The organism is uncultured Roseivirga sp. (assembly GCF_963973945.1).
In the GTDB taxonomy this organism is placed as follows: domain Bacteria; phylum Bacteroidota; class Bacteroidia; order Cytophagales; family Cyclobacteriaceae; genus Roseivirga.
The window spans coordinates 429,358-450,251 of the sequence record NZ_CAXBBV010000002.1; the positions used below are offsets into that span (position 1 = coordinate 429,358).

Sequence of the window (20,894 nt, forward strand, 5' to 3'; positions counted from 1 at the left end):
GACATTTTATAGCTTATTTACACTTACTATGAGCAGAAGAAAGGTTTATTCGTTTAGCGTTTTAGCTGTTGTCGTTTTTCTCACTTGGATTTTCTCTAGCCCCAACGAAAGAGCGAAAGACTTTTCGGGGCAAGTTAAGGTTGCTTTAAGGGTTGTGGGAAATCAACTGCTGCTTTCTAATCAAGACTCAACTTCATTAGTATTGCCTGTCATTGAGTTAAACGAATCAAAGTATCAACTCTCATTTCAGAATGAACTTTCATTGACGCCAGACTACTTGGTGTCCGCGGTTGAAGAAAGTTTTCAAGCTTCGGGGCTACCTAATTATTACCGTGTTGAACTTATCCAAAACTCAGATCAAGAAGTCGCATACAGCTATGAGATGAAGTTTGACCGTGAAAATAGTATCATCCCTTGTTTGAGTAGAGATTTGCCTCAAAGTGCATATACTTTGCGAGTGAAGTTTACTGAAACAGAACCTTCTCTCATAAGCCAAAAAGCACTTCTGATAGCCCCAGCAATAGTTTCTTTACTATTCTTTGCATTTCCTTTTTATAAAAGAAAGCAGTCTGTAGAGAAGAAAGAAATTCATCAAGAGTCATCTCCCCTTGGCATGTTTGAATTTTATCCTACACAGAATAAGCTCATGAATGACGGCTTGGAAATCAGCCTTTCCAAAAAGGAATGTGAGCTGTTGCAGATTTTTTCTAGCAGGCCAAATCAAATTATTACACGAGAAGAACTCACAAAGCGGGTTTGGGAAGACAATGGCGTTTTTGTGGGTAGGAGTTTAGATACCTTTATTTCAAAACTTCGTAAGCGATTGAAAGAGGACAAGGCTATTCAGTTGACCAATGTGCATGGTGTGGGGTATAAGTTGGAGATAAATTAGTAGTGAGAGTTTATCGAGGTAGCTTTTTTGACTTCTATTCCTCACAGTTTAATTTGCCTAGTAAACATTATGGCATTTTCATTTGTCCCTACGGGTTTAAGGGGCTTTTTTATAATGCTCAAGAATTATAAATATGGCTCTTTGCTAGGTAACAACTTACATATTTTTGTTACATTTATAACGGTCAATTTTTTTAATCAGATTCTCAAATCTAAAAAACAACACACATGCTTAAAAATTATATTAAGGTTGCTTTTCGTAGTTTGCTAAGACAACCTGGCTACACAGCCCTCAACATTATTGGACTCACAGTTGGTATTGCCTCTAGTTTAATAATTCTACTATATATTTTTCATGAAACGAGTTTCGATAAACAGCACTCTAAGGGTGATCGGATCTATCGTCTTTCAACGGAAATTAAGGAGCCTGACAATTCATTTAAGTGGGCCAATATGACAAGGCCTGCTGCATTTACGATTAAGAATGAAAATCCAGAGGTAGAACAAGCTGCTCGATTGTCTGGTATAAGTGGGCAAGGCGGCACACGGTTCGACTACAATCAAGTGGACTACTATCAAGAGAATGTCTATGCTGCGGATTCAACGATTTTTGAAATATTTGATTTTGAATTTGTAGCGGGCAATCCCAAAACTGCATTGGAGGCGCCAAACTCGATTGTCATCAATCAGTCCATGGCTCAAAAAATCTTCAAAAATGAAGACCCAATTGGCCAAACACTTAAGAGTGGAGGCAATAGAGAAATGATCTTACAAGTGACTGGGGTGTATAAAGACATGCCTAACACTTCTCATTTAATAGCTGACGCACTGATTTCTTGGAAGACGATCTTCACAGGGGGAGATGGCAGCTGGGGAGGCTGGGGCGTTTTTTCCTATGTGTTAGTGAATGAAGGTGTGACGAAAGAAGCGTTACAAGAGAAGCTTGATGCGACTGTTACGAAATATATTGCTCCGATTTTTGACCCACTGAATATCAAGGTGAAAATGGTACCAGTGCCGTTAAAAGATATCCACTTGCAATCAGATTTTGAGGGTGAACCTGTGGCTGTAGGCAACATGCGGTATGTTCAAATTTTCACAGCAATAGCAATTTTCCTTATCATAATTGCGAGCATCAACTATATGAACTTGGCTACAGCACGATCTGCCAAAAGGTCGATGGAAGTGGGTTTAAGAAAAGTAATGGGTGCTCAAAGAGGTGGTTTAATAGGCCAGTTTTTGACTGAATCAATTCTGATTACAGTAATTTCTCTAATCTTAAGCATCTTGATAATGATGGCTGCAGTACCAGCAATTAACAACATTGTAGGTACTAATTTGTCTATAATGGCATTGCTTGATACTAATGTGATATTGGCGGTTATCGGTATTGTATTTATTACAGGCTTTTTGGGAGGTTGTTACCCTGCATTCTTTCTGTCTTCTTTTCAGCCAGCAGCTGTGCTTAAAGGAGGTGGAGGAAAATCTGGAAGTAAATTTCTAAGGAAGTTTTTGGTGACACTTCAGTTCTCCATTTCCATCTTCATGTTGATTGGCACTTTGGTTATTTATAATCAAATGCAATTTCTTAGGAACAAGGACTTGGGTTTTGACAAAGAGCAAATGATGCAAATTGACTTTAGAAGTAGAGCCGATGTCGAGAAATGGAATGTTCTTAAAAATGAATTGGTACGAAATGCCAATATAGGTGGAATTGCATCTGCGAGTACAACGCCTGGAAACGGATATGGTAAAAATGTAATGTCCATTGAAACTGAAGAAGGGCCAATGGATAACCGTGGGTTAGACCACTATCAGGTTGATTATGAATTTTTCTCTACCCTAGGCATTGAAGTGGTTCAAGGCAGAAACTTTTCATTGGACTATCCTTCAGACTCTTCGCAGGCGGTAATGGTAAATGAGGCCATGGTACGAAGAATGAATTGGACCAATCCAATTGGGAAAAAGGTAGACATTCAAGGAGATGAGTCTTTGCCGCCCGCTGTGGTTGTTGGTGTTGTTAAAGATTTTCATCAACAGTCACTTTACGAGCCAATTTCGGCTTTAATGTTTACTCCAGGCCGCCTCAATCCTTCGGCAATCGTTAAAATCACAGGAGAAGTTGCACCAACAGTTGCCTTTATTGAGGAGGCATGGGAAAGAACATATCCTAATACTGCATTTGAGTATGTATTTATCGATGAGCAATTTATGGCGAGTTATGAGGCTGACCAGATTCGTGGACAATTATTCTTGGGCTTTTCTGGCATGACGATTTTGATTGCTTGTTTGGGTTTATTGGGCTTGGCTTCGTACACTGCGGAACAGCGCTCTAAGGAAATAAGCATCAGAAAAGTGCTTGGCGCCAATACCCAAGGGTTGATTAGTCTGCTTATTAAAGATTTTGTGATTCTTATCGTGATTGCTGCTATACCAGCCTCGGTGTTTGGCTATTTTTCTATGATGGATTGGCTGGAAAACTTCCAATTTCATATAATTCCAGGTTTCAAAATATTCGCTACTGTATTGGTAGTCACTATGGTAGTCACCGTGCTGACCACTGGTTATCATGCATGTAAAGCAGCCACCGCTAATCCTGCGGAAAAACTGAGGAGTGAATAAGGCGTAAAGTAATTAGAATCTAAAAGGCTCATTCCATTGACGGAATGAGCCTTTCTTATATTGGATGCTTAGGGGTAATCGCAGGGAGGTGTTAGGAAGTTGAGGTTGTACTAATTTATTATCCAACTCAATCAATCCCTGCATAAGCCTCTCTATTAATATCAAGGAACTTTTGAAGATCAGCTTGATTCATTTCTTTTAAAATGATGATGTTTCTTCCTCTCGTTAAGGTTTGTGAGTTGAGCAGTTTACTTATTGGTCTTGTGTGAACAATTGCAACCAGCTCCGATCCCTTAAAAATGAGTCGAATTCTATCCATCGGAGACGGATCATCAATGGTGCTTTCATAGATCATTTGTTCTTCATAACCCTCTACTAAGCGACCCAATATCCCACTGTTTCTAAACCCGAATTCAGTCATAAAATTACTTAAATCCTGTCTGCTAAGCTGGTTCTTACTATTAGTAAGTATCGAACTCAAACGATATTCAGGTATTGATTCAGTTTTAATGTTGGATTTGTATGTTGAGGCATAAATTTCCATACCATATCTCCTGGGGTTTCCTGGTGCTCCACCCGAGTACCAAGTGCTTTGTTGGTTATGAGGTATTTCAGTTAAAGCTATTCCTATAAATTCATTTTGCCAGTTATAAAGGGAATCCCCTTTCACAATAGGAGTTGTGCTTTCGTATTGTTCCTTGGTTATTTTAAGATTTATCGATACTCTATACCATCCGTTGATTAGTTCTGAACAGCCTACCACTACATTGTCATTTAAAGAAATTATGAGAGCTCCATTGGGGGATGTTCGGATATTGGCTGGGCCATGTATACGTTCGGCATAAGTTATACTACCTAACATCAGAAGAAAACTAAATATTAGAATTGATTTTTTCATTGTCTAGATTATGGCTAGCGAATTGGTAAATGCAATTACATTTGTGATGTTTTAAGTTTTGTCAATCTACTAATTTTTTCAACCCCACCACCTCCCTAACCCTACTCTGCTCCTTCGCTAGTCTTTCGCCATAGGTTACGGCCACTGGTGAAAGCTTTGGGCGCAAGAAAAAGGAGAGAATATTATGATGGTTGTTAATGGTTGGAGGTTTTACTTCTTTTTCAAGAACCCCGATACTAATGGGTTTTTGTCAGACTCCATTTCACATGTCCAGCTATCAATCCACCACCGGCCTTTTTCAAAATGGAGCTGAATGCTATTCAGTCCTCTAATGTTTGATTCTATTTCAGGGTTGGTTCGTATTTCAAAAGCACTCCATACTTGAGCTAAATTGCCGTGATGGCTCACCTCTCGCTTCAATTCTTTCTCATAAAAACTCTCTCTTGGTGCTAGTGCCATTGGAAGGTATTCTGTTTCCAATGCATGAGAATCCGCATTTCCGTTTTCGTCTAACCTTGTTATAACTGCATTAGCGGAGTGAATGTATTTGTCTCGCTCAAACTGCCATGGATCATCACTTGAACCTGAAATTACAGCGTAATAAGCATTAATGATTGCGTCAATAGATTTAACATCTTCAGCATATGTTTTATCGATGGCTTGCCCGAAAGCTGAAGTGCAGGACACGAATGTAATAATGAAAAGGACTTTTTTCATAGGTCTACTTTTAAGAATGATTGGGTAACGGCTACTGATGTGTTTTAGCAATCTAATGATTTTTCGAGCCTCATCATCTTTTTGTTAGTATTAAGAGTGGGCTGCTTTGCTAGCTTGGGCTTTTTGAAAGGAGCAGATAAGCTGAGTGGGAGGGTGGCTTTTAGGGCCAGAATGATAAAACCACGAATACTCAGTTATGTAGTGAATATTCGTGGTTGTTTTTTGAGTGAATCAATAGTTGGTTTCACTACTTGCTATTTGGTTACCTTCTTCATCGTTCAGTATTACTTTTACGCTGTTTTCTGTTTCTCCTTTAATTAAGGTAATAGGCAACGATGTTTCTCCTCCTTCAGACTCCTGCATAGACATAATTTGAGCAGTAATAACTCTCTGGTTAGCACCTTCTTCTAATTTGTTGTCAACAATAGCAAGAAACTTACCCTTGTCTAAGGTAGTGGTGAGTTGGTGCTCAAAGTTTTTATCTTCTGGAAGTGATTCGATGTTTTGTTTAATTGAATACGCCATGACTTAAGTTATTTTTAAAATTTCAATTAAAAATAAGTAATTAATTTCTATTTAAAACAATTGTAAAGACCATATTGAAGAGTTTAAGTTTCTATTAGGGTGAATTGATCGTTTGTCATTGGTGGTTTTTTGCTTAAAAGGGCAGATCTAGTGGTTTAATAAATTGATCTTTGATAAACCTTGAATCTGGTTTAACTAAAAAATAATATGGATTTGGTGTAGTATTTGCCTAATCGTTCGTTACGTTCAAATAAAGAATCATCATTATGAAAAAACTATCAATACTACTTTCCTTTTTCTTGTTTTTCGGTTGTGCCGCTGAGGCTCAAATACTCAAAAAGGCCAAGGACTTAATGGGAGGAGGGGCTACATTTAGCAAAGAAGAAGCTGCCAATGCTCTGAAAGAAGCTTTAGAACAAGGTACTTCTAAAGGCGTTGATCTGCTTTCGAAAGCAGATGGTTATTATAAAAACCCTGAAATTAAAATTCCATTTCCGCAAGAGGCAGAAGCGGTTGAAAGTAAGCTAAGAGCCCTTGGATTAGGTAATCAGGTAGATCAGGCTGTAGAGTCTTTGAACCGTGCTGCGGAAGATGCGGCTTATGAGGCCAAAGATATTTTTGTGGCGGCCATTAAAGCGCTCACCATTACAGATGCTATTAATATTGTAAAAGGAGATAAGGATGCCGCAACTCAATTTTTAGAAAGAGAAACGACTACTTCTTTGGAGGGAAAATTTAACCCTATTATTCAAGCATCATTGCAAAAAGTAAACGCAACTAAATATTGGTCAGATGTAATGGGTACATACAATAAGGTGCCATTTGTGAAGAAAGTGGAGACTGACTTAACTGCTTATGTTACAGCCAAAGCTATTGATGGACTTTTTGTGATGATTGCTAAGGAAGAATTGAATATCAGGGATAATGCTGGTGCCCGTACTTCTGAATTACTAAAAAAGGTATTTGGTAAATAACTGACTTGCTAGTCATGCGAAGCACAGCATAAACCCGTCAGTTGAAGTAATAAATTGAATATAGAATGGCTTCGAAACGAAGCCATTCTACTTATAATTAGGTTTACTTATTTGGCTGCGGTGTATACCTTAAATAAGGTTTTATCACGCGATGTCCCTTCGGAAACTTTGCTGGAATATCTTCTGTAGCAATAGCTGGAGAAACTACAGTATCCTCACCATCTTTCCAGTCGGCAGGAGTAGCAACACTGTAATTTGCCGTTAGCTGAAGAGAGTCAATTACCCTTAAAAGCTCATGGAAGTTTCTACCAGTAGAGGCAGGGTAAGTTAAAGTTAGCTTCACTTTTTTATCTGGCCCAATAATGAATACCGAACGTACTGTTAATGTATCATTCGCATTTGGGTGAATCATATCATACAGATTGGCTACAGTTTTGTCTTCATCTGCAATAATGGGAAAATTCACAGTAGTGTTCTGTGTTTCATTGATGTCTTTAACCCAGCCCTTATGTGACTCTAAACCATCTACCGATACTGCCAAAACCTTAACATTCCTCTTTTCGAATTCTGACTTAAGTTGAGCTGTTCTGCCCAATTCGGTAGTGCAAACTGGGGTGTAATCTGCCGGATGCGAAAACAGCATGCCCCAACTATTTCCCAGCCATTCATGAAAATTAATGGTGCCCTCAGTAGTTTCTGCTTTAAAATCTGGGGCAATATCTCCTAATCTAATGCTCATGTTTAATTATGTTTTATAGTGAACTGATTGATACGCAAACCTAGCTATTTTTGATTCAAAAACCATAAAGTCTATTGGAGTAGTAGGGTAATTGTTTTGAAAGAAAGAACTGGGGAGGCAAGAGGTTATTTCCCTTAAAATTTATGTGAAAGAGAGAAGCCGGCTAGCGAAATTCCGCCTTGACCAACATCTTCTCCTGATGAAATTACATTGATTTCGTAGCCAAACCCAGCATAGGCGCCTACGGAGAATTTAGAGTTCAGGCTGAAATCATAACCGATCATGGCAGTGGGTTGAAAAACAGTAATAGAAGTTGAGCCAGTTCTATTTGGGTTATTATCTCTCCAATCAATATTCAAAAACCACACACTGGTTTTCAGCTCGTAATAAAAACCAGTGTGAACTGATTTTAGGTAATGTCTGAAGCCTGCGTTTAATCCTAGTCCTCCTCCTTCTTCATTGTCGTGTTTGCCAAAATTCTTTCTTCTGGCCATGTTATAACCAATTCTAGCATTTAGAACATTGTGGTCGTTTAGAGAGAATCCGGTTTTAGCCATAAACATTATACCTGCTGGGTATGCCTGAACTTCAAGTCCATAACTTTCGATACTTTGGGCCTTTGAGGTGGAAAACCAAAAGCACATACTTAAGATGAAAGCGATTTTGATTTTCATAGTGCGATTTAACAAGGTTAAACAGAAACAAAAGTGAAGTTATAGTTGGCAATGAAATTCCATAAAACTACAATTCCAATGGCTACTAACTTTGCCCAATAAAAGGACACTTTCTTTTTGTTAACCAGTAAATAGACTATTAAGTTATTGATAATAAGACCAATGATGGCAATAAGAATGTATTTCGAAAACTGAGTAACTGCGTAAGGGTTGGTGTCTTGAAAAGTCCAGGTTTTATTAAGCAGGTAGTTAGAGCTGGCCGCAAACACAAAGCCTAAGCTATTGGCGAAATACTTATTTAAGCGCAATTTTTCTTTTACCAGAAAAGTGATGCAGAAGTCGATGGCGAGACCTGAAAGGCCAACAGCACTGAATTTTAAAAATTTAAAGCCTAATTCATACATTTAAGAATGGGCAGGTCTGAGGTTTTGGGTTAAGTCTAAATACAAATATGCGGAACAATTTTCGTAACTGGAAAACTTGTACTTTTGAACCCTGACTTTAACATACTATTGGCATGACTTCATTGAACGGCTCACAAAACGGTAAGCACGAGCGTTTCTTTTTTTACTTTTTGGTTATTTGGACAATTGCTGGCCTAATACAGAACTACTTTACTGAAGTAAGTGGAGAAGAGGCATATTATTGGTTGTTTTCTCAATTTTTAGATTGGAGTTATTTGGATCATCCGCCTATGGTAGGTGTAGTTACTGCACCTGGTTATTGGTTAATTCCGAATGATATGGGTTTGAGAATGGGAATGTTACTTACCAATATTCTCACCATCATTGTTTTGCGAAAAACATTAGAGGTAAAGGATGACAAGCTTTTTGTATGGATGATGCTCGGTTTATTGCCTGTGCATTTGGGAGGTTTATTGGTTAAAACCGATGTGCCCTTGCTTTTTTTTACAGCTACTTTTTTCTATTTCTATAAGCAGTATGTAAAAGAAGATAATTGGAAAACTGTTGTGCTTTTGGCACTCAATATTGCGCTTGTTATGATGAGCAAGTACCATGGCGTACTGGTCGTTTTATTTACGGTAATTTCTAATCTGTCCCTTTTTAAAAAGAAATCGTTTTGGGCAATTGTTGGCTTAACTGTAGTGTTTATGTTGCCACATACCTATTGGCAATACACTCATGATTTTGCCAGTATCAAATTCCATTTGTATAACCGAATAGATTTAGGTTTTAGCTTCGGTACTATTCTTTATTATGTCAGTATTCAGCCATTGGTATTTGGGCCGTTAATTGGCGTTCTGCTTTTTGCAGCAGCCTACAAACACAAAACAGAATCGGCTTTTCATAGGGCATTAAAGTTCAATATTGTTGGTGTACTTATCTTCTTCTTGATTTCCGCTTTCAGGGTAGAAGTACATAAACATTGGACGAGCGTAGTTATGGTTCCATTAATTCTTTTGGGCCATGAATACATAACAAGTAGAGAAAATTGGAGAAGATGGATGATAAAACTTTGCGTGATTTCATTGGTGCTATTTATTCCAGCTCGAATTTATTTGATGTATGATTTTCTGCCAGCAAAATGGACTGAAGGTTGGGATGTACTTCATAATTGGGACAGCTGGGCTGAGGAAGTTGAAGACTTGTCGGGCGGACTCCCAATTGTATTTATTAACCATTATGAAAGAGCTTCGAGATATAGCTATCTGACTGGCGATATTGTTCATTGCTATAACACCTTTGATTACAGAGAAACTCAACACGATTTATGGCCTTTGGAGGAGAACCTTCAAGGCAAAACGATTTTCTTAATTGATAGGCACAACAGGAAAGGGGAGTATGAAACTTTTACTACCACTATTGGAAAAGGGATTCATTATAGAGTGGTTGAGAATTTTAGGTCGTTCCGAAATGTGAACGTGGAGGTAGAAGGGCTTGAAGATAATGAGTTTGCCCCTGGTGAAGAAGTAACGGTTAGCATCAACATGAAAAACAACTATGATTATGCCGTTGATTTTTCTGATGTGAATGAAAGAGAGGTTTACCTCAATGCGCATGTTCTGAAAGGCCTTAACCCTATAAGCACAGATGTAATTGAAATACTGAAGATTCGTCTTGAACCAGGAGAAGAGTTAACCAAAACTGTTAAGGTAAAAATGCCAGACGTTGAAGGTAAATTCGACCTACGTTTTTCTATTCAGGTAGAAGGAATTGAAGCACCAATTAATGGTAGAAAACAGCGGGTGATTGTTAAATAATCACCCCTGCTTTTAGTTTCCTCTAATGATGTTTTTGCTTTTAGGATTCCCTTTTTTATCAAAGCGTTTTTTAAGCTCCAATTCAGTCATTATCATCATTATGGCAATACCCACTACCAAAACACCTGAGGTAATAAGAATTGAAGTTTCATCGGGAAAAATAAAATAGGTGGTTACTTGGGTCAATAATGTTATGCCTGAAGACCATAGCATTAAATTGGCACTATAAACCTGCGCGAAATCCCATGCTTCTTTACTTCTTAATGAGGCTGGAGTTCTATAACCCACTAAAGTGTTCGGATATTCTGTGACGACCAACTTCATCAGAACAGCAGGTAGGATGACAGAGAATCCTACTAACAGATGTACCCAGAGTAATTCATTGCTTTCCATTATTCTTCATTTTTTGATTTGTTTTTAAGTCTGCCAGCGTCTTTTAACGCCTTATTGATCAACCATTCCAATTGCCCATTTGTACTACGAAATTCGTCCGCAGCCCACTTTTCAACCGCCCCTAATAAGTCAGGGTCTAGTCGCAGTACAAATGGTTTTTTCTTAGGCATAAGCTTTAGTGTTTAGATCGTCCCATTATTAGGTAAGCACCACCGCTATAAGATGTGATCACCCGCCAACCTGAAGTAGCCATTGCATTAAGCTTTTTCTCGAAACTTTCAATTTTCTCGAAAGAGCCTTTATGTATTATTTTATATTCCACAGCATTAGTGTTTTAATGAGTAAATGAATTAATGGTTTAGGGTTCCTGTATTTACAACCGGAGTTACCGCCCTGTCGGAACAAAGCACTACCATTAAATTAGAAACCATGGCCGCTTTTTTCTCTTCATCCAGTTCCACAATACTTTTTGTATTGAGTTCATCCAATGCCATTTCTACCATGCCCACGGCTCCTTCAACAATCTTCTGTCTGGCTGCTACTATGGCAGTGGCCTGTTGGCGTTGCAACATAGCGCTTGCAATTTCTTCAGCATAAGCCAAGTATCCAATTCTGGCTTCAATAACATCAATTCCGGCCATGGCCAAACGTTCGCGAAGTTCTTCTTCCAAATCATGGTTCACCTCGTTCATACCGCTTCTAAGTGTAATTTCGCCATCATCTTCAAAGTTATCATAGGCATAGCTTCCGCCTAGTTTACGTACAGCGGCATCGGACTGAACCCTAACGAAATGCTCGTAGTCATTTACTTCAAACATGGCTTTGTAAGTATTCTTTACTTGCCAAACCAAGATCACCGAAATCATAATTGGGTTTCCTAGTTTGTCATTCACTTTTAACCTTTCGCTATCAAAGTTATAGGCCCTTAACGATACCTTCTTTTTTGAATAGAAGGGGTTGGCCCAGAAAAAGCCGTTTTTCTTTACTGTTCCACGATAGTCGCCAAAAAACACCATTACTCGCGAAGAGTTTGGATTGATAACGAAAAACCCGAAAAGCATAATAAAAAATACTAGGAAGAACAGTGCGAAAATTGGCATGTGTGTAACCACCAAAGCGGCTATTGTTCCAAATAGAATCAGGAAGGCCAAAAGGAGTATAGGGAAACCTGACCTTGGCTCAAATGTTTTTTCTTCTTTCATGATGTATATGTTTTGAGTTGATTTAAAGTGATATTAATTTAATATCAAAGTAACTCATTTTACGGAAAGTTTAGCGAATGGGTTCAGATTATTTTCTAACATAGGCGGAAAAGCGCCTTGTTTTGATTTTTGAGCATAAAAAAAAGTGGCCTAGGCCACTTCTATAATTCTTGTTAGAGAAGGTGTTCGTTACGCTGTTCTCTTTTTTATTACCAATACCACTATACCAATTACGAGAATCAATGGCCATAAGCCTATTAACCACATAATTCCATTAATAAAACCTGCCCAGCCATTGGCCAGAGATTTTAAAATGCGCTGACCAAAGTTGTCTTGATTTTCTGGCTCGTAAACATATGGCTTTACTTCATATGCATTCAACTGAATAGTACTCATGTCCACCTGATCGTTCAGGTATTTTAATCTTCCTTCTTGAGATTCAATTTCGGAACGTACTTGATTCAACTGCCTTTCAATGTTCAACATGTCATTCACATTATTGGCTTTTTTTAGAAGTTCTAAATAGCGTGCTTCTAAAGCTTTTCTGTTTTTTAATCTAGTTTCAACATCGATAAACTGCTCAGTAACATCTTGCTGATTAAGGGACTGATGTTCGATTTTCTTAGCAAATGGCTTTAATTCTTCAAACAGATTATTGAACTGATCTTGAGGAACTCTAATAGTAAAGTAAGCGTCCAGTCTTCTATCCGAATCATTCCTGCTTTGGTTGGTTACATTGGCTTTATACTTACTCAAAAGCTCGCTTAAGCTTGCTTCAAATTTTTCTAAACTCGCCACTTCAATATTTAAGTTTGCAGTAGTAATGATTTTTGAAGTGTTATCTTGCTCCACGAAATTTGAGGTAGCCATTGCTCTTCCAGAATAGCTGTCGGCAGAAAGCTTCATGCTTTCATTCCTAGGGGTAAACTCAGATTCTGCAGGCGCTGTTTCGTTCAATTCTTGTCCAGTATAAGCTCCATTGTTAGGGCCACAGCTACTTAAAATAAGTACGGACATCAGGAGAAAAAATGGTTTCTTCATGGCTATGTTATTGTTAAATGTTTCAAATCGTTAGAACCCTATGATTGCAATTACCAGACCAACCTTATTGCTCAACGAAATACAGTGCAAAATTAATATTCAGCGTATGGTGGACAAAGCCAAAAGGCTCAATGTGCAACTTGTTCCTCATTTTAAGACGCACCAATCTTCTGAGATTGGCGAATGGTTTAGAGCCTGTGGTGTAGAAAGCATTACTGTTTCTTCTGTAAAGATGGCTGAATTTTTTGCTCGTTCTGGCTGGGAGAATATCACAATTGCTTTTCCCTTTAATGTTTTAGAAATCCCTACCATTAATGGAATGCTAGAGCAGCAAATTAAGCTGACATTGTTTGTAGTAAATACAGAAGCGGTAGAAAGACTGAACAGAGAATTAATTGCTCCGGTAGATCTATTTATAGAAATGGATGCAGGCTATGGTAGGTCTGGTGTTCTTACAGAAGACATAACCAAAGTGAAACAGTTGGTGGAGCTAATTAAGTCTGGAGCAAAAACCAACCTTTATGGTTTGTATTGTCATCCAGGAAATACTTATCATACTAGCTCGGTTGAAGAAGTTCAAAGCCTTTGGGCTGATGTAATTAAAAAAATGACAGCGGTGAAAACTGCATTAGGAGCTTCGGGAGATTCATTAAAAATTAGAGTAGGAGATACGCCTGGCTGTGTTTTAGTGGAAGAGATGCAAGGTATAGATGAAATTGGCCCTGGTAATTTCGTGTTCTACGATTTGGTGATGAACTATCTGGATGTATGTACTGAAAGTGATATTGCTGTAGCCATGGCTTGCCCAGTAGTCGCCAAAAATGAAGATAGAAATGAAATTATTATTCATGGCGGAGCAGTTCATTTTTCGAAAGATCACCTTTTTGACGCTAATGAAGATAAGTTTTTTGGAGAAGTAGTAGTGCTCGAAGAAGAAGGTTGGTCGCCAATTGTGGAGGGAGTAAAATTAGTTTCTCTTTCTCAAGAACATGGAGTGCTTAGGGCAACTCCAGAAGTTTTTGAAGCCATTGAAGTAGGTGATGTTCTAGGTGTTCTTCCTATCCATTCATGTCTTACTGCCAACTTAATGAAGTCATACACCACACTTAATGGTAAGGGAATTAAACATTTAGAAAGTTTTTAGGTGGGTGCAACCATACGCGTATTGATGTCGTCTTGTTTTTGAACCTGTAGGATAGCGGGTTCAGGTCAAACAACTCAAACAACAACTGTATGCTTAAAAATTACCTCAAAATTGCATTCCGCAGTCTTCTGCGCGATAAATTCTTTTCATTTCTTAACATCACCGGACTTGCCATAGGCATTTCATGTGTGCTGTTAATTATGACGTATGTTAACTACGAACTGAGTTTTGATAAACATTTTAGTAATCAAGATCAGATTTATAGAGTAGTGATTGAAGGCCGCTTTAACGGTCGTGATTTTACAGGGTCTCAGAACCCATCTCCAGCCGGTCCTACATTCAAAGAGCAAATTCCTGAAGTGGAAGAGCGCCTTCGGTTTAGAAACACGGGTGACTGGGTAGTACAGTATGGCGATAAGGTTTTTAATGAAGATGATCTGGTTTTTGCAGATGAAACCTTCTTTAAAGTGTTTTCTGTAAATCTTATTCAAGGTAATCCTGAAGAAGCGCTTTCAAGGCCAAACCATTTAGTGCTAAATCAGACTCAAGCAAAAAAGTATTTTGGTGAGGAAGACCCCATGGGTAAAGTACTGAAACTGGATAATGATGAAGAATGGATTGTGAGCGGAGTGTATGAAGATATTCCTGATAACAGTCATTTTCATTTCGACTTCATACTTTCTTTCATTACGCGAGAAGGAGATTATAACAATCAAGAATGGCTAAGTCAAAATTTTGAAACCTATTTGGTGATTAATAAAAACGCAGATATTGCTTCTGTAGAAAACAAGATTAACGAGATCGCTATTGATAAAATGGGGCTCGAATTACAGCAATACCTCAACATGAGTTTCGAACAGTTTAAAGCTGGCGGAAATAACTTCAACTACTTTTTACAGCCTTTAACCGATATTCATTTGAAATCGGATAATTATGGAGGTTTTGAGCCAGAGGGTGATATTACTTACGTCTATATATTTACCTCAATCGCTATTTTCATTCTTGTAATTGCCTGCATTAATTTCATGAATTTATCTACTGCGCGCTCGGCCAATAGGGCCAAAGAGGTAGGGGTAAGAAAAGTTCTAGGGTCTTTTAGGTCTCAGTTGATAGGCCAATTTATTTCAGAATCTGTGCTAATCACTTTTATTGCTGGCCTTTTGGGACTTTCTATAGCTGTGGTGGTCATTCCTTTCTTTAATGATTTTACTGATCGACAAATGGTTTTGGAGTTTTTTCCTAATCTACCAATTGTAGCAATAGGCTCGCTTTTAGTAGGCTTTTTATCAGGGCTTTACCCAGCGTTTTTCCTTTCGGCTTTTAGTCCAGCAAAAGTGTTGAAAGGAGATGTTAGTACTGGCGGAAAATCGGGCGGTCTTAGAAAAGCCTTGGTAAGTTTTCAGTTTTTTGTTTCCATACTCTTAATCATTGCCACCTTCAGTATTCTCAATCAACTGAATTTTATTCAGAATAAGAAGTTAGGCTTTGAACGCGATAGGGTTTTGGTAATTCATAACGCCTATATGTTAGGCGATAACTCTGATGCTTTCCGAAATATGGTTTTACAAAATCCAGAAGTAGAGCAGGCATCGTTTTCTAGTTACTTGCCAACTTCAAGCAGTCGTTCGTCAACTGTGTTTTTTCCTGATGGTGTAATTGATAAAGACAGAGGAATGGTTTGCCAAAATTGGCGAGTAGATGAAAATTACCTCAATGTATTTGGTATGAAGATGAAGCAAGGAAGGTTCTTTTCTAAAGAATACGGAACGGATTCTACCGCCATGGTGATTAACGAAACTGCAGCTAAAAATTTAGGTATTGAAGAAATTGATGGCCGTATTATAGGCACCTTTGGTGATAATGCAGAAGTGCTCGATCGCTATAATGTAATTGGTATTATTGAAGATTTTAACTTTGAATCTTTAAAAAGCGAAATTGAGCCAATGATTATGCGTTTGGGGAAAACCACAGGCTACCTAAGTGTAAAATTGAATGCCAATGATTTTAAAAAGCAGGTGAAAAATGTTGAAATTAAGTGGGATGAAATGGCTCCGGGCCAACCATTTGAATATTCATTTTTAGACGACCGCTTTACTAATATGTACAAAGCGGAAAGTAAACTCGGAGAAATATTCACTGTTTTTGCTGCTCTGGCCATAGTAATTGCCTGCTTAGGCTTGTTTGGTTTAGCGGCTTTTACTGCCCAAAAGAAAACAAAAGAAGTAGGAATTAGAAAAGTGTTGGGAGCATCTGTAATACAGCTGGTTTATCTAATGTCAAAAGAGATTTCAATCTTAGTCTTCATATCATTTGTGTTAGCGTCAGCGCTGGGCTATTGGGGCGTTAACTGGTGGATGCAAGATTTCACTTATCGTCCGCCAATTAATTTGTTGGCCTTTGTGTTGGCAGGTGTATCGGCATTTGTCATTGCTCTACTTACCATGAGTTATCAATCTATAAAAGTAGCGAGGGCGAACCCTGTAAAATCTCTACGAAGTGAGTAAGAAATTATCTGATTGATTATAAAGCAGTTCGTGCACGAACTGCTTTTTTTATGCTCTGAATATAAGAACTTCGCCCGAAAATGGTTAGAATAGTGGCCGATAGCCCAACCGATGAAAAGTATTTTAAAACTCCCTATTATCCTTTGGTGTTTCGTAACCCTTGTTGTTTACGGAAGTGTATGGGTATCTCCTGAGTTTTTCAAGTATTCTGGTTTAGTCTCATTAGGTATTCCCTTTATACTGATCTTTAACCTGCTTTTCTTCATTTTTCTGTTGCTCTCAAAATCGAAAAGAGCGATCCTACCTGCTGTACTTCTTCTTATTGGCTTTCCGTTTATTAAATCAACTTTTTCTCTAAGCAGAACCACCGAGGCGCCTTCATCTTTTCATGTAATGAATTATAATATGATGAGGATGAACAAAGGAAACGAAAAGGACATGCTCAAATGGATTGTGTCTAATACTTCTGATATTAAATGCTTTCAGGAGTTTTTAGGCTCAAAGAGTGTGATTAAGGCCATATCAGAAAATGGAAAGTACAATAGTTTTGTGGGAGGCTATGCCAATAGCTATGCTATATTTTCGAAGTACCCAATGGTGAATAAGGGAGTATTTTACGAAGAGAAAACTACAAACAATATTCTTTTTGCTGACTTGAAAATAGGAAAGGATACCCTTCGAGTTTACAATGTTCACCTGCAATCCATGAATATTAATGTTGATCAAGAAGTAATAGACCAAAAGGAATTTGATAAAAAATATGAAACTGTAAGACGGAAGTTTTTAACAGGTTCGGTACAAAGAACCGCTCAAATCAAAGACTTGCTTGAGCATGCTAATGATTGTAACTATCCCATTTTGATAATAGGTGATTTTAACGACATTCCTTACAGCTATAATTACTTTAAGATTTCTCGAAAATTCAACAACGCGTTTGAAAGAGCAGGTAGAGGCTTTGGCTTTACCTATAATGGTAAATTACCATTCTTGAGAATTGATAATCAGTTCTATAATAATCAGTTAGATGCCCTTGATTTCAGTACGCTAAACAACATAGACTACTCTGATCACTTTCCAGTAGTAGGTATTTATTCAATAAGTCATTAATTTAGTGACTTTCATTTTGAAGTATGTCATCAAATAAAAATCTTAAAAGGTCTTCTGACAAAGTTATAGCTGGAGTTTGTGGAGGCCTTGCTGCATGGTTAGGCTGGGATGTAAGTCTTGTCAGAGTTTTATATGTTTTTGCCACAATTTTCACTGCCTTTTCAGGGCTTTTGGTTTACATAATATTGTGGATAGTTATGCCTCAGGAATAACGACAGTGTGTACTTAATTATATTTTTATGTTTGTAAGAAGAGTAAGAAGCTTTCTGCTCGCAGTATGCGCTACAGCCCTATTAGTAGGTTGTAATTTAGAATATTTCGCAGATGCCAAGCTAAACGACCTCGTTTGGAAACCCTCATTGGCAATACCTTTAGGTGAACTGTCATATTCGGTACAGGATTTATTCGATGAGCTAAGTGAGGCAGGGGTAGACATTGGTCAGAATTCAGACAATATTGTCATGCTTACTTATGAGGCGCAACTACAGTCTCAAACGGCCACTGGTTTTTTAACATTGAGCAATCAGAGTTTTGGGCAAAGTGTTGATGCTGGATTGAATATTAACGCGCAGGGTTTTGCTTCAGAACATAATTTTAATGAAGTATTTGAGTTTGACTTAGCAGCCACTCAGAATGAAGAATACGATAGCGTTAATTTCAGTGGGGGCAATATTGACATATTGATGAGCTCGGAGTTAGATGCTGAAGTTGATTATACTCTCACACTAAGCTCGTTAGTGAATAATGATACTAATTTGCCTTTGGTTGTGTCGGGTACGCTCACACCAAATTCAAGTACAAGTTTTAATGATGCACTTAATAAGTACTTAGGGGACTTCTCTAAAGATGCCAATAATAATGCGGTAAGGAATAAAATTCTAGTTAAGCTAGACTACCAAGTAAGAGTTTCTGCTACTTCGTTAATTCAGTCAACCGATGGAGTAAGTTTTTCAATGACTTTGACCAATCCAGAGTTTGATTTGGTTTATGGTTATGTTGGAGAAAGGAAGTTAGATGTAAATTTTGAGTTGCTGAATCTCGATTTCTTCGATTCATTTAGAGAAGGAACAATCAGTTTTGCAGAACCACGCTTTAGTTTTGTTTTCGATAATAGCTTTGGATTTCCTCTAGGCGTTAGTTTCAATCAGATTGCAGCAATAACCCAGCAAGGTCAAATAATTCCAATAACAGGAAGTGCAGCGAATACAGAAGGGATTGTTAATGGTCCTCAGATAGGAGCAATAGGAACAAGCGTGAATACTACTTTGGAGTTGAATTCAACAAATTCGAATCTCCCCGAGCTCATCAGCTCAATGCCCAAAAAGGTAATTATAGAGGTGAATACGGAAGCTAATCCCGCAAGTGCCCCTGCTCAGTATAACTTTGTGTCGGTAAACAGTGAGTTGAGTGTTGGAGTCTTGTTAGAGTTGCCAATGATTGTGAATATCAATGGCTTAGTCTCTCGACAGAATATTGATTTTGATGTTGCCAGCGATTTAGAACAAGCCAAGCAACTGACCTTAAGATTAATTACAGAGAATGATTTACCGCTAGGAGGAGAGGTCGAATTAGTCTTTAAAGATCAAAAGGGCGATGTAGTCTATACTGTGAATGAAAAGGCTTTGTTCGATGGAGCTCCAGTAGGTAGCGATGGAAGGACAACTGAAGTAGTTACTAAGATTGTAGACATTGACTTTTCTGATGCCGACATCCGTCTTTTGGAAAAGGCTACCAGTATTGATGTAGTAACTCGGCTTACAACAACAGATGCTTCTTCAAATGAAGTGGTGAAGTTTTACTCAGATTATAATCTGACTGTGAAATTGGCTGTTCAAGCTGACATTGAACTAAACACTAAGAACTGATGATAGCCATGAGAAAACTTTTACTAGCCGCAGTTCTTCTGATTTTTAGTGTTCAATTATCTTATTCTCAGGCTTATTTCTCTTACTTTCAATTGAGAGAATTAGTCCCTCAAACACAAAGTTTACAACCAGCCTTTATTCCTAAAAACACTTTTACTTTTGGCTTACCCACAGCAGGTTTTTTAGCCCAGTCCGATTTTAGATTGCGAGAACTGATTTCTAAGCCTGACGGTGATATTAATTTTGAAGTTAACTTTAATGTATTGCTAGGTGCTTCAGCGGAAATTAATAGAGTAAGTACAGATGTTACTGCCAACCTTTTTCATATTGGATATAAAACGAAGAACGGAGGATATAGCCTTTTTGCGAATGCAAGAGCAACCGTAGATTTAAGGTACGGTAAGGATTTTATGGAATTTTTGGCCAATGGCAATTCAAACCGCATTGGAGCCGAAATTAATCTTTCCGAGTCAAGAGTATTTGCAAATTCATACCAAGAAATAGGAGTAGGGCATGCTCGTAAATTCTTAGGAGAAAAGCTAACCGTAGGAGCTCGAGTTAAAATCATAACAGGATTGTTTCATGCCTCGACTGCTGAAGGTGCAAGTGGAACTTTATATACCAATGAAATAGATAACAGCTGGAGAATCTCACTAAAAAACGCAACGGTGAACACTGCTGGCCTGGACTTATTGTTAAACAGTGATGACTACGAGAGCAATGCTACCTCAAGCTATGCCATGAGTAACAGGAACAAAACCGTAGCCTTTGATTTAGGGGCTAAGTACAAAGTATTGGATTGGCTTACAGTGGAGGCTGCTATGAATGATATTGGTACCATTAAATGGAAGGAGCAGGTAAGGAATTACAACTCAGCAGATACCACAGTAACAATTACTGGAGTGCAATTAAGAGGTCTAGAAAATTCTTCTGAGGTATTTAGAGATAGTATTGAGAACAAATTTAGATCAAACGAGACTCAAAACGAATTCAGTACAAGTTTGCCAACGAAAACCTATTTGGCAGCTTCTCTATTTTTGACTTCGAGAGATAAGTTTACCGTAGTGGCATTCAATAATCATGTATTTAAGGAAATTGACCCATCTTTTGCTGTTGCTTATAACCATACGGTGAATAAATTCACATTCGGACTGCTAGGTAGTTATAGAGGCCCTCAAAACGAGTTCAACATGGGAATGAATATAGCTGCCGATATTGGTCCGCTGCAGCTTTATGTAGCAACAGATAATGCATTGGTGTCCAATAAGCCAGAGCAGTATTCCAAATTTGACCTTCGTTTTGGATTCAACCTTATGTTTGGCTACAAAAAGTGGTTACCTAAATTGGATGTTGTGGATTTAGATTCTCTGTAAACAT

20 protein-coding genes are annotated in these 20,894 nt (G+C 38.1%); 10 read left to right on the forward strand and 10 right to left on the reverse strand.

The genetic code is table 11. The annotated features are described in order from the left end of the window. Window positions 1–28: 28 nt before the first annotated feature. Window positions 29–892: a winged helix-turn-helix domain-containing protein gene (locus tag AAC026_RS06220; protein ID WP_339695957.1), complete on the forward strand. Its 864-nt coding sequence runs from the start codon at window positions 29–31 to the stop codon at window positions 890–892. 227 nt (window positions 893–1,119) lie between these two features. Then, window positions 1,120–3,513 carry an ABC transporter permease gene (locus AAC026_RS06225; RefSeq protein WP_339695960.1) on the forward strand — a complete coding sequence of 798 codons (2,394 nt, stop codon included), beginning with the start codon at window positions 1,120–1,122 and terminating at the stop codon, window positions 3,511–3,513. A gap of 127 nt (window positions 3,514–3,640) precedes the next feature. Here AAC026_RS06225 and AAC026_RS06230 read toward each other — a convergent pair whose 3' ends face one another. From AAC026_RS06230 to AAC026_RS06240, 3 genes are all read right to left on the reverse strand, one after another. Then, window positions 3,641–4,375 (reverse strand): hypothetical protein, encoded by a 735-nt coding sequence (locus AAC026_RS06230; RefSeq protein WP_339695963.1) that lies wholly within the window; start codon window positions 4,373–4,375, stop codon window positions 3,641–3,643. Window positions 4,376–4,621: 246 nt separating this feature from the next. Next, window positions 4,622–5,128: a hypothetical protein gene (locus AAC026_RS06235; protein ID WP_339695966.1), complete on the reverse strand. Its 507-nt coding sequence runs from the start codon at window positions 5,126–5,128 to the stop codon at window positions 4,622–4,624. 231 nt (window positions 5,129–5,359) lie between these two features. Next, window positions 5,360–5,653 carry a hypothetical protein gene (locus AAC026_RS06240; protein WP_339695968.1) on the reverse strand — a complete coding sequence of 98 codons (294 nt, stop codon included), beginning with the start codon at window positions 5,651–5,653 and terminating at the stop codon, window positions 5,360–5,362. Between the two features lie 266 nt (window positions 5,654–5,919). On the opposite strand from AAC026_RS06240, the gene AAC026_RS06245 reads away from it, so the two are divergent. Beyond that, on the forward strand, window positions 5,920–6,627 hold the full coding sequence (locus AAC026_RS06245) for a DUF4197 domain-containing protein (RefSeq protein ID WP_339695971.1): 708 nt from the start codon (window positions 5,920–5,922) through the stop codon (window positions 6,625–6,627). A gap of 103 nt (window positions 6,628–6,730) precedes the next feature. Here the strand turns inward: AAC026_RS06245 and AAC026_RS06250 are convergent, their stop codons facing one another. From AAC026_RS06250 to AAC026_RS06260, 3 genes are all read right to left on the reverse strand, one after another. Beyond that, window positions 6,731–7,366 carry a peroxiredoxin gene (locus AAC026_RS06250; protein ID WP_339695974.1) on the reverse strand — a complete coding sequence of 212 codons (636 nt, stop codon included), beginning with the start codon at window positions 7,364–7,366 and terminating at the stop codon, window positions 6,731–6,733. A 134-nt stretch (window positions 7,367–7,500) separates the two neighbouring features. Then, window positions 7,501–8,040, reverse strand: coding sequence for a hypothetical protein (locus AAC026_RS06255; protein WP_339695977.1), 540 nt, complete (start codon window positions 8,038–8,040; stop codon window positions 7,501–7,503). A 17-nt stretch (window positions 8,041–8,057) separates the two neighbouring features. After that, window positions 8,058–8,444, reverse strand: a complete 387-nt coding sequence (locus AAC026_RS06260; RefSeq protein ID WP_339608298.1) for a GtrA family protein — start codon at window positions 8,442–8,444, stop codon at window positions 8,058–8,060. A gap of 113 nt (window positions 8,445–8,557) precedes the next feature. Here AAC026_RS06260 and AAC026_RS06265 point away from each other — a divergent pair, with 113 nt between their 5' ends. Beyond that, window positions 8,558–10,261, forward strand: a complete 1,704-nt coding sequence (locus tag AAC026_RS06265; RefSeq protein WP_339695980.1) for a glycosyltransferase family 39 protein — start codon at window positions 8,558–8,560, stop codon at window positions 10,259–10,261. 12 nt (window positions 10,262–10,273) lie between these two features. Here the strand turns inward: AAC026_RS06265 and AAC026_RS06270 are convergent, their stop codons facing one another. From AAC026_RS06270 to AAC026_RS06285, 4 genes are all read right to left on the reverse strand, one after another. Next, a complete protein-coding gene (locus tag AAC026_RS06270; RefSeq protein ID WP_339608296.1) occupies window positions 10,274–10,654 on the reverse strand; it encodes an SdpI family protein in 381 nt (126 codons plus the stop codon). After that, complete coding sequence (locus AAC026_RS06275) at window positions 10,654–10,824, reverse strand: Arc family DNA binding domain-containing protein (protein WP_339608295.1); 171 nt, start codon at window positions 10,822–10,824, stop codon at window positions 10,654–10,656. The genes AAC026_RS06270 and AAC026_RS06275 overlap by 1 nt, the downstream gene beginning before the upstream one ends. 180 nt (window positions 10,825–11,004) lie before the next feature. Then, a complete protein-coding gene (locus AAC026_RS06280; RefSeq protein WP_339608293.1) occupies window positions 11,005–11,856 on the reverse strand; it encodes an SPFH domain-containing protein in 852 nt (283 codons plus the stop codon). A gap of 189 nt (window positions 11,857–12,045) precedes the next feature. Beyond that, a complete protein-coding gene (locus AAC026_RS06285; RefSeq protein WP_339695983.1) occupies window positions 12,046–12,897 on the reverse strand; it encodes a DUF4349 domain-containing protein in 852 nt (283 codons plus the stop codon). 40 nt (window positions 12,898–12,937) lie between these two features. Between AAC026_RS06285 and AAC026_RS06290 the strand changes: the two genes are divergently transcribed. The 6 genes from AAC026_RS06290 (at window position 12,938) to AAC026_RS06315 (ending at window position 20,890) form a co-directional block, all read left to right on the forward strand. Next, complete coding sequence (locus AAC026_RS06290; RefSeq protein WP_339695986.1) at window positions 12,938–14,041, forward strand: alanine racemase; 1,104 nt, start codon at window positions 12,938–12,940, stop codon at window positions 14,039–14,041. Window positions 14,042–14,130: 89 nt separating this feature from the next. Beyond that, entirely contained in the window at window positions 14,131–16,545 is a 2,415-nt protein-coding gene (locus AAC026_RS06295; protein WP_339695989.1) for an ABC transporter permease, read from the forward strand. A 111-nt stretch (window positions 16,546–16,656) separates the two neighbouring features. Then, window positions 16,657–17,652 carry an endonuclease/exonuclease/phosphatase family protein gene (locus AAC026_RS06300; protein WP_339695992.1) on the forward strand — a complete coding sequence of 332 codons (996 nt, stop codon included), beginning with the start codon at window positions 16,657–16,659 and terminating at the stop codon, window positions 17,650–17,652. Window positions 17,653–17,675: 23 nt separating this feature from the next. Further along, window positions 17,676–17,864, forward strand: coding sequence for a PspC domain-containing protein (locus AAC026_RS06305; protein WP_339608288.1), 189 nt, complete (start codon window positions 17,676–17,678; stop codon window positions 17,862–17,864). A gap of 27 nt (window positions 17,865–17,891) precedes the next feature. Next, window positions 17,892–19,517 carry a hypothetical protein gene (locus AAC026_RS06310; protein ID WP_339695993.1) on the forward strand — a complete coding sequence of 542 codons (1,626 nt, stop codon included), beginning with the start codon at window positions 17,892–17,894 and terminating at the stop codon, window positions 19,515–19,517. Window positions 19,518–19,525: 8 nt separating this feature from the next. Beyond that, entirely contained in the window at window positions 19,526–20,890 is a 1,365-nt protein-coding gene (locus AAC026_RS06315) for a DUF5723 family protein (RefSeq protein WP_339695996.1), read from the forward strand. Window positions 20,891–20,894: the final 4 nt, after the last annotated feature.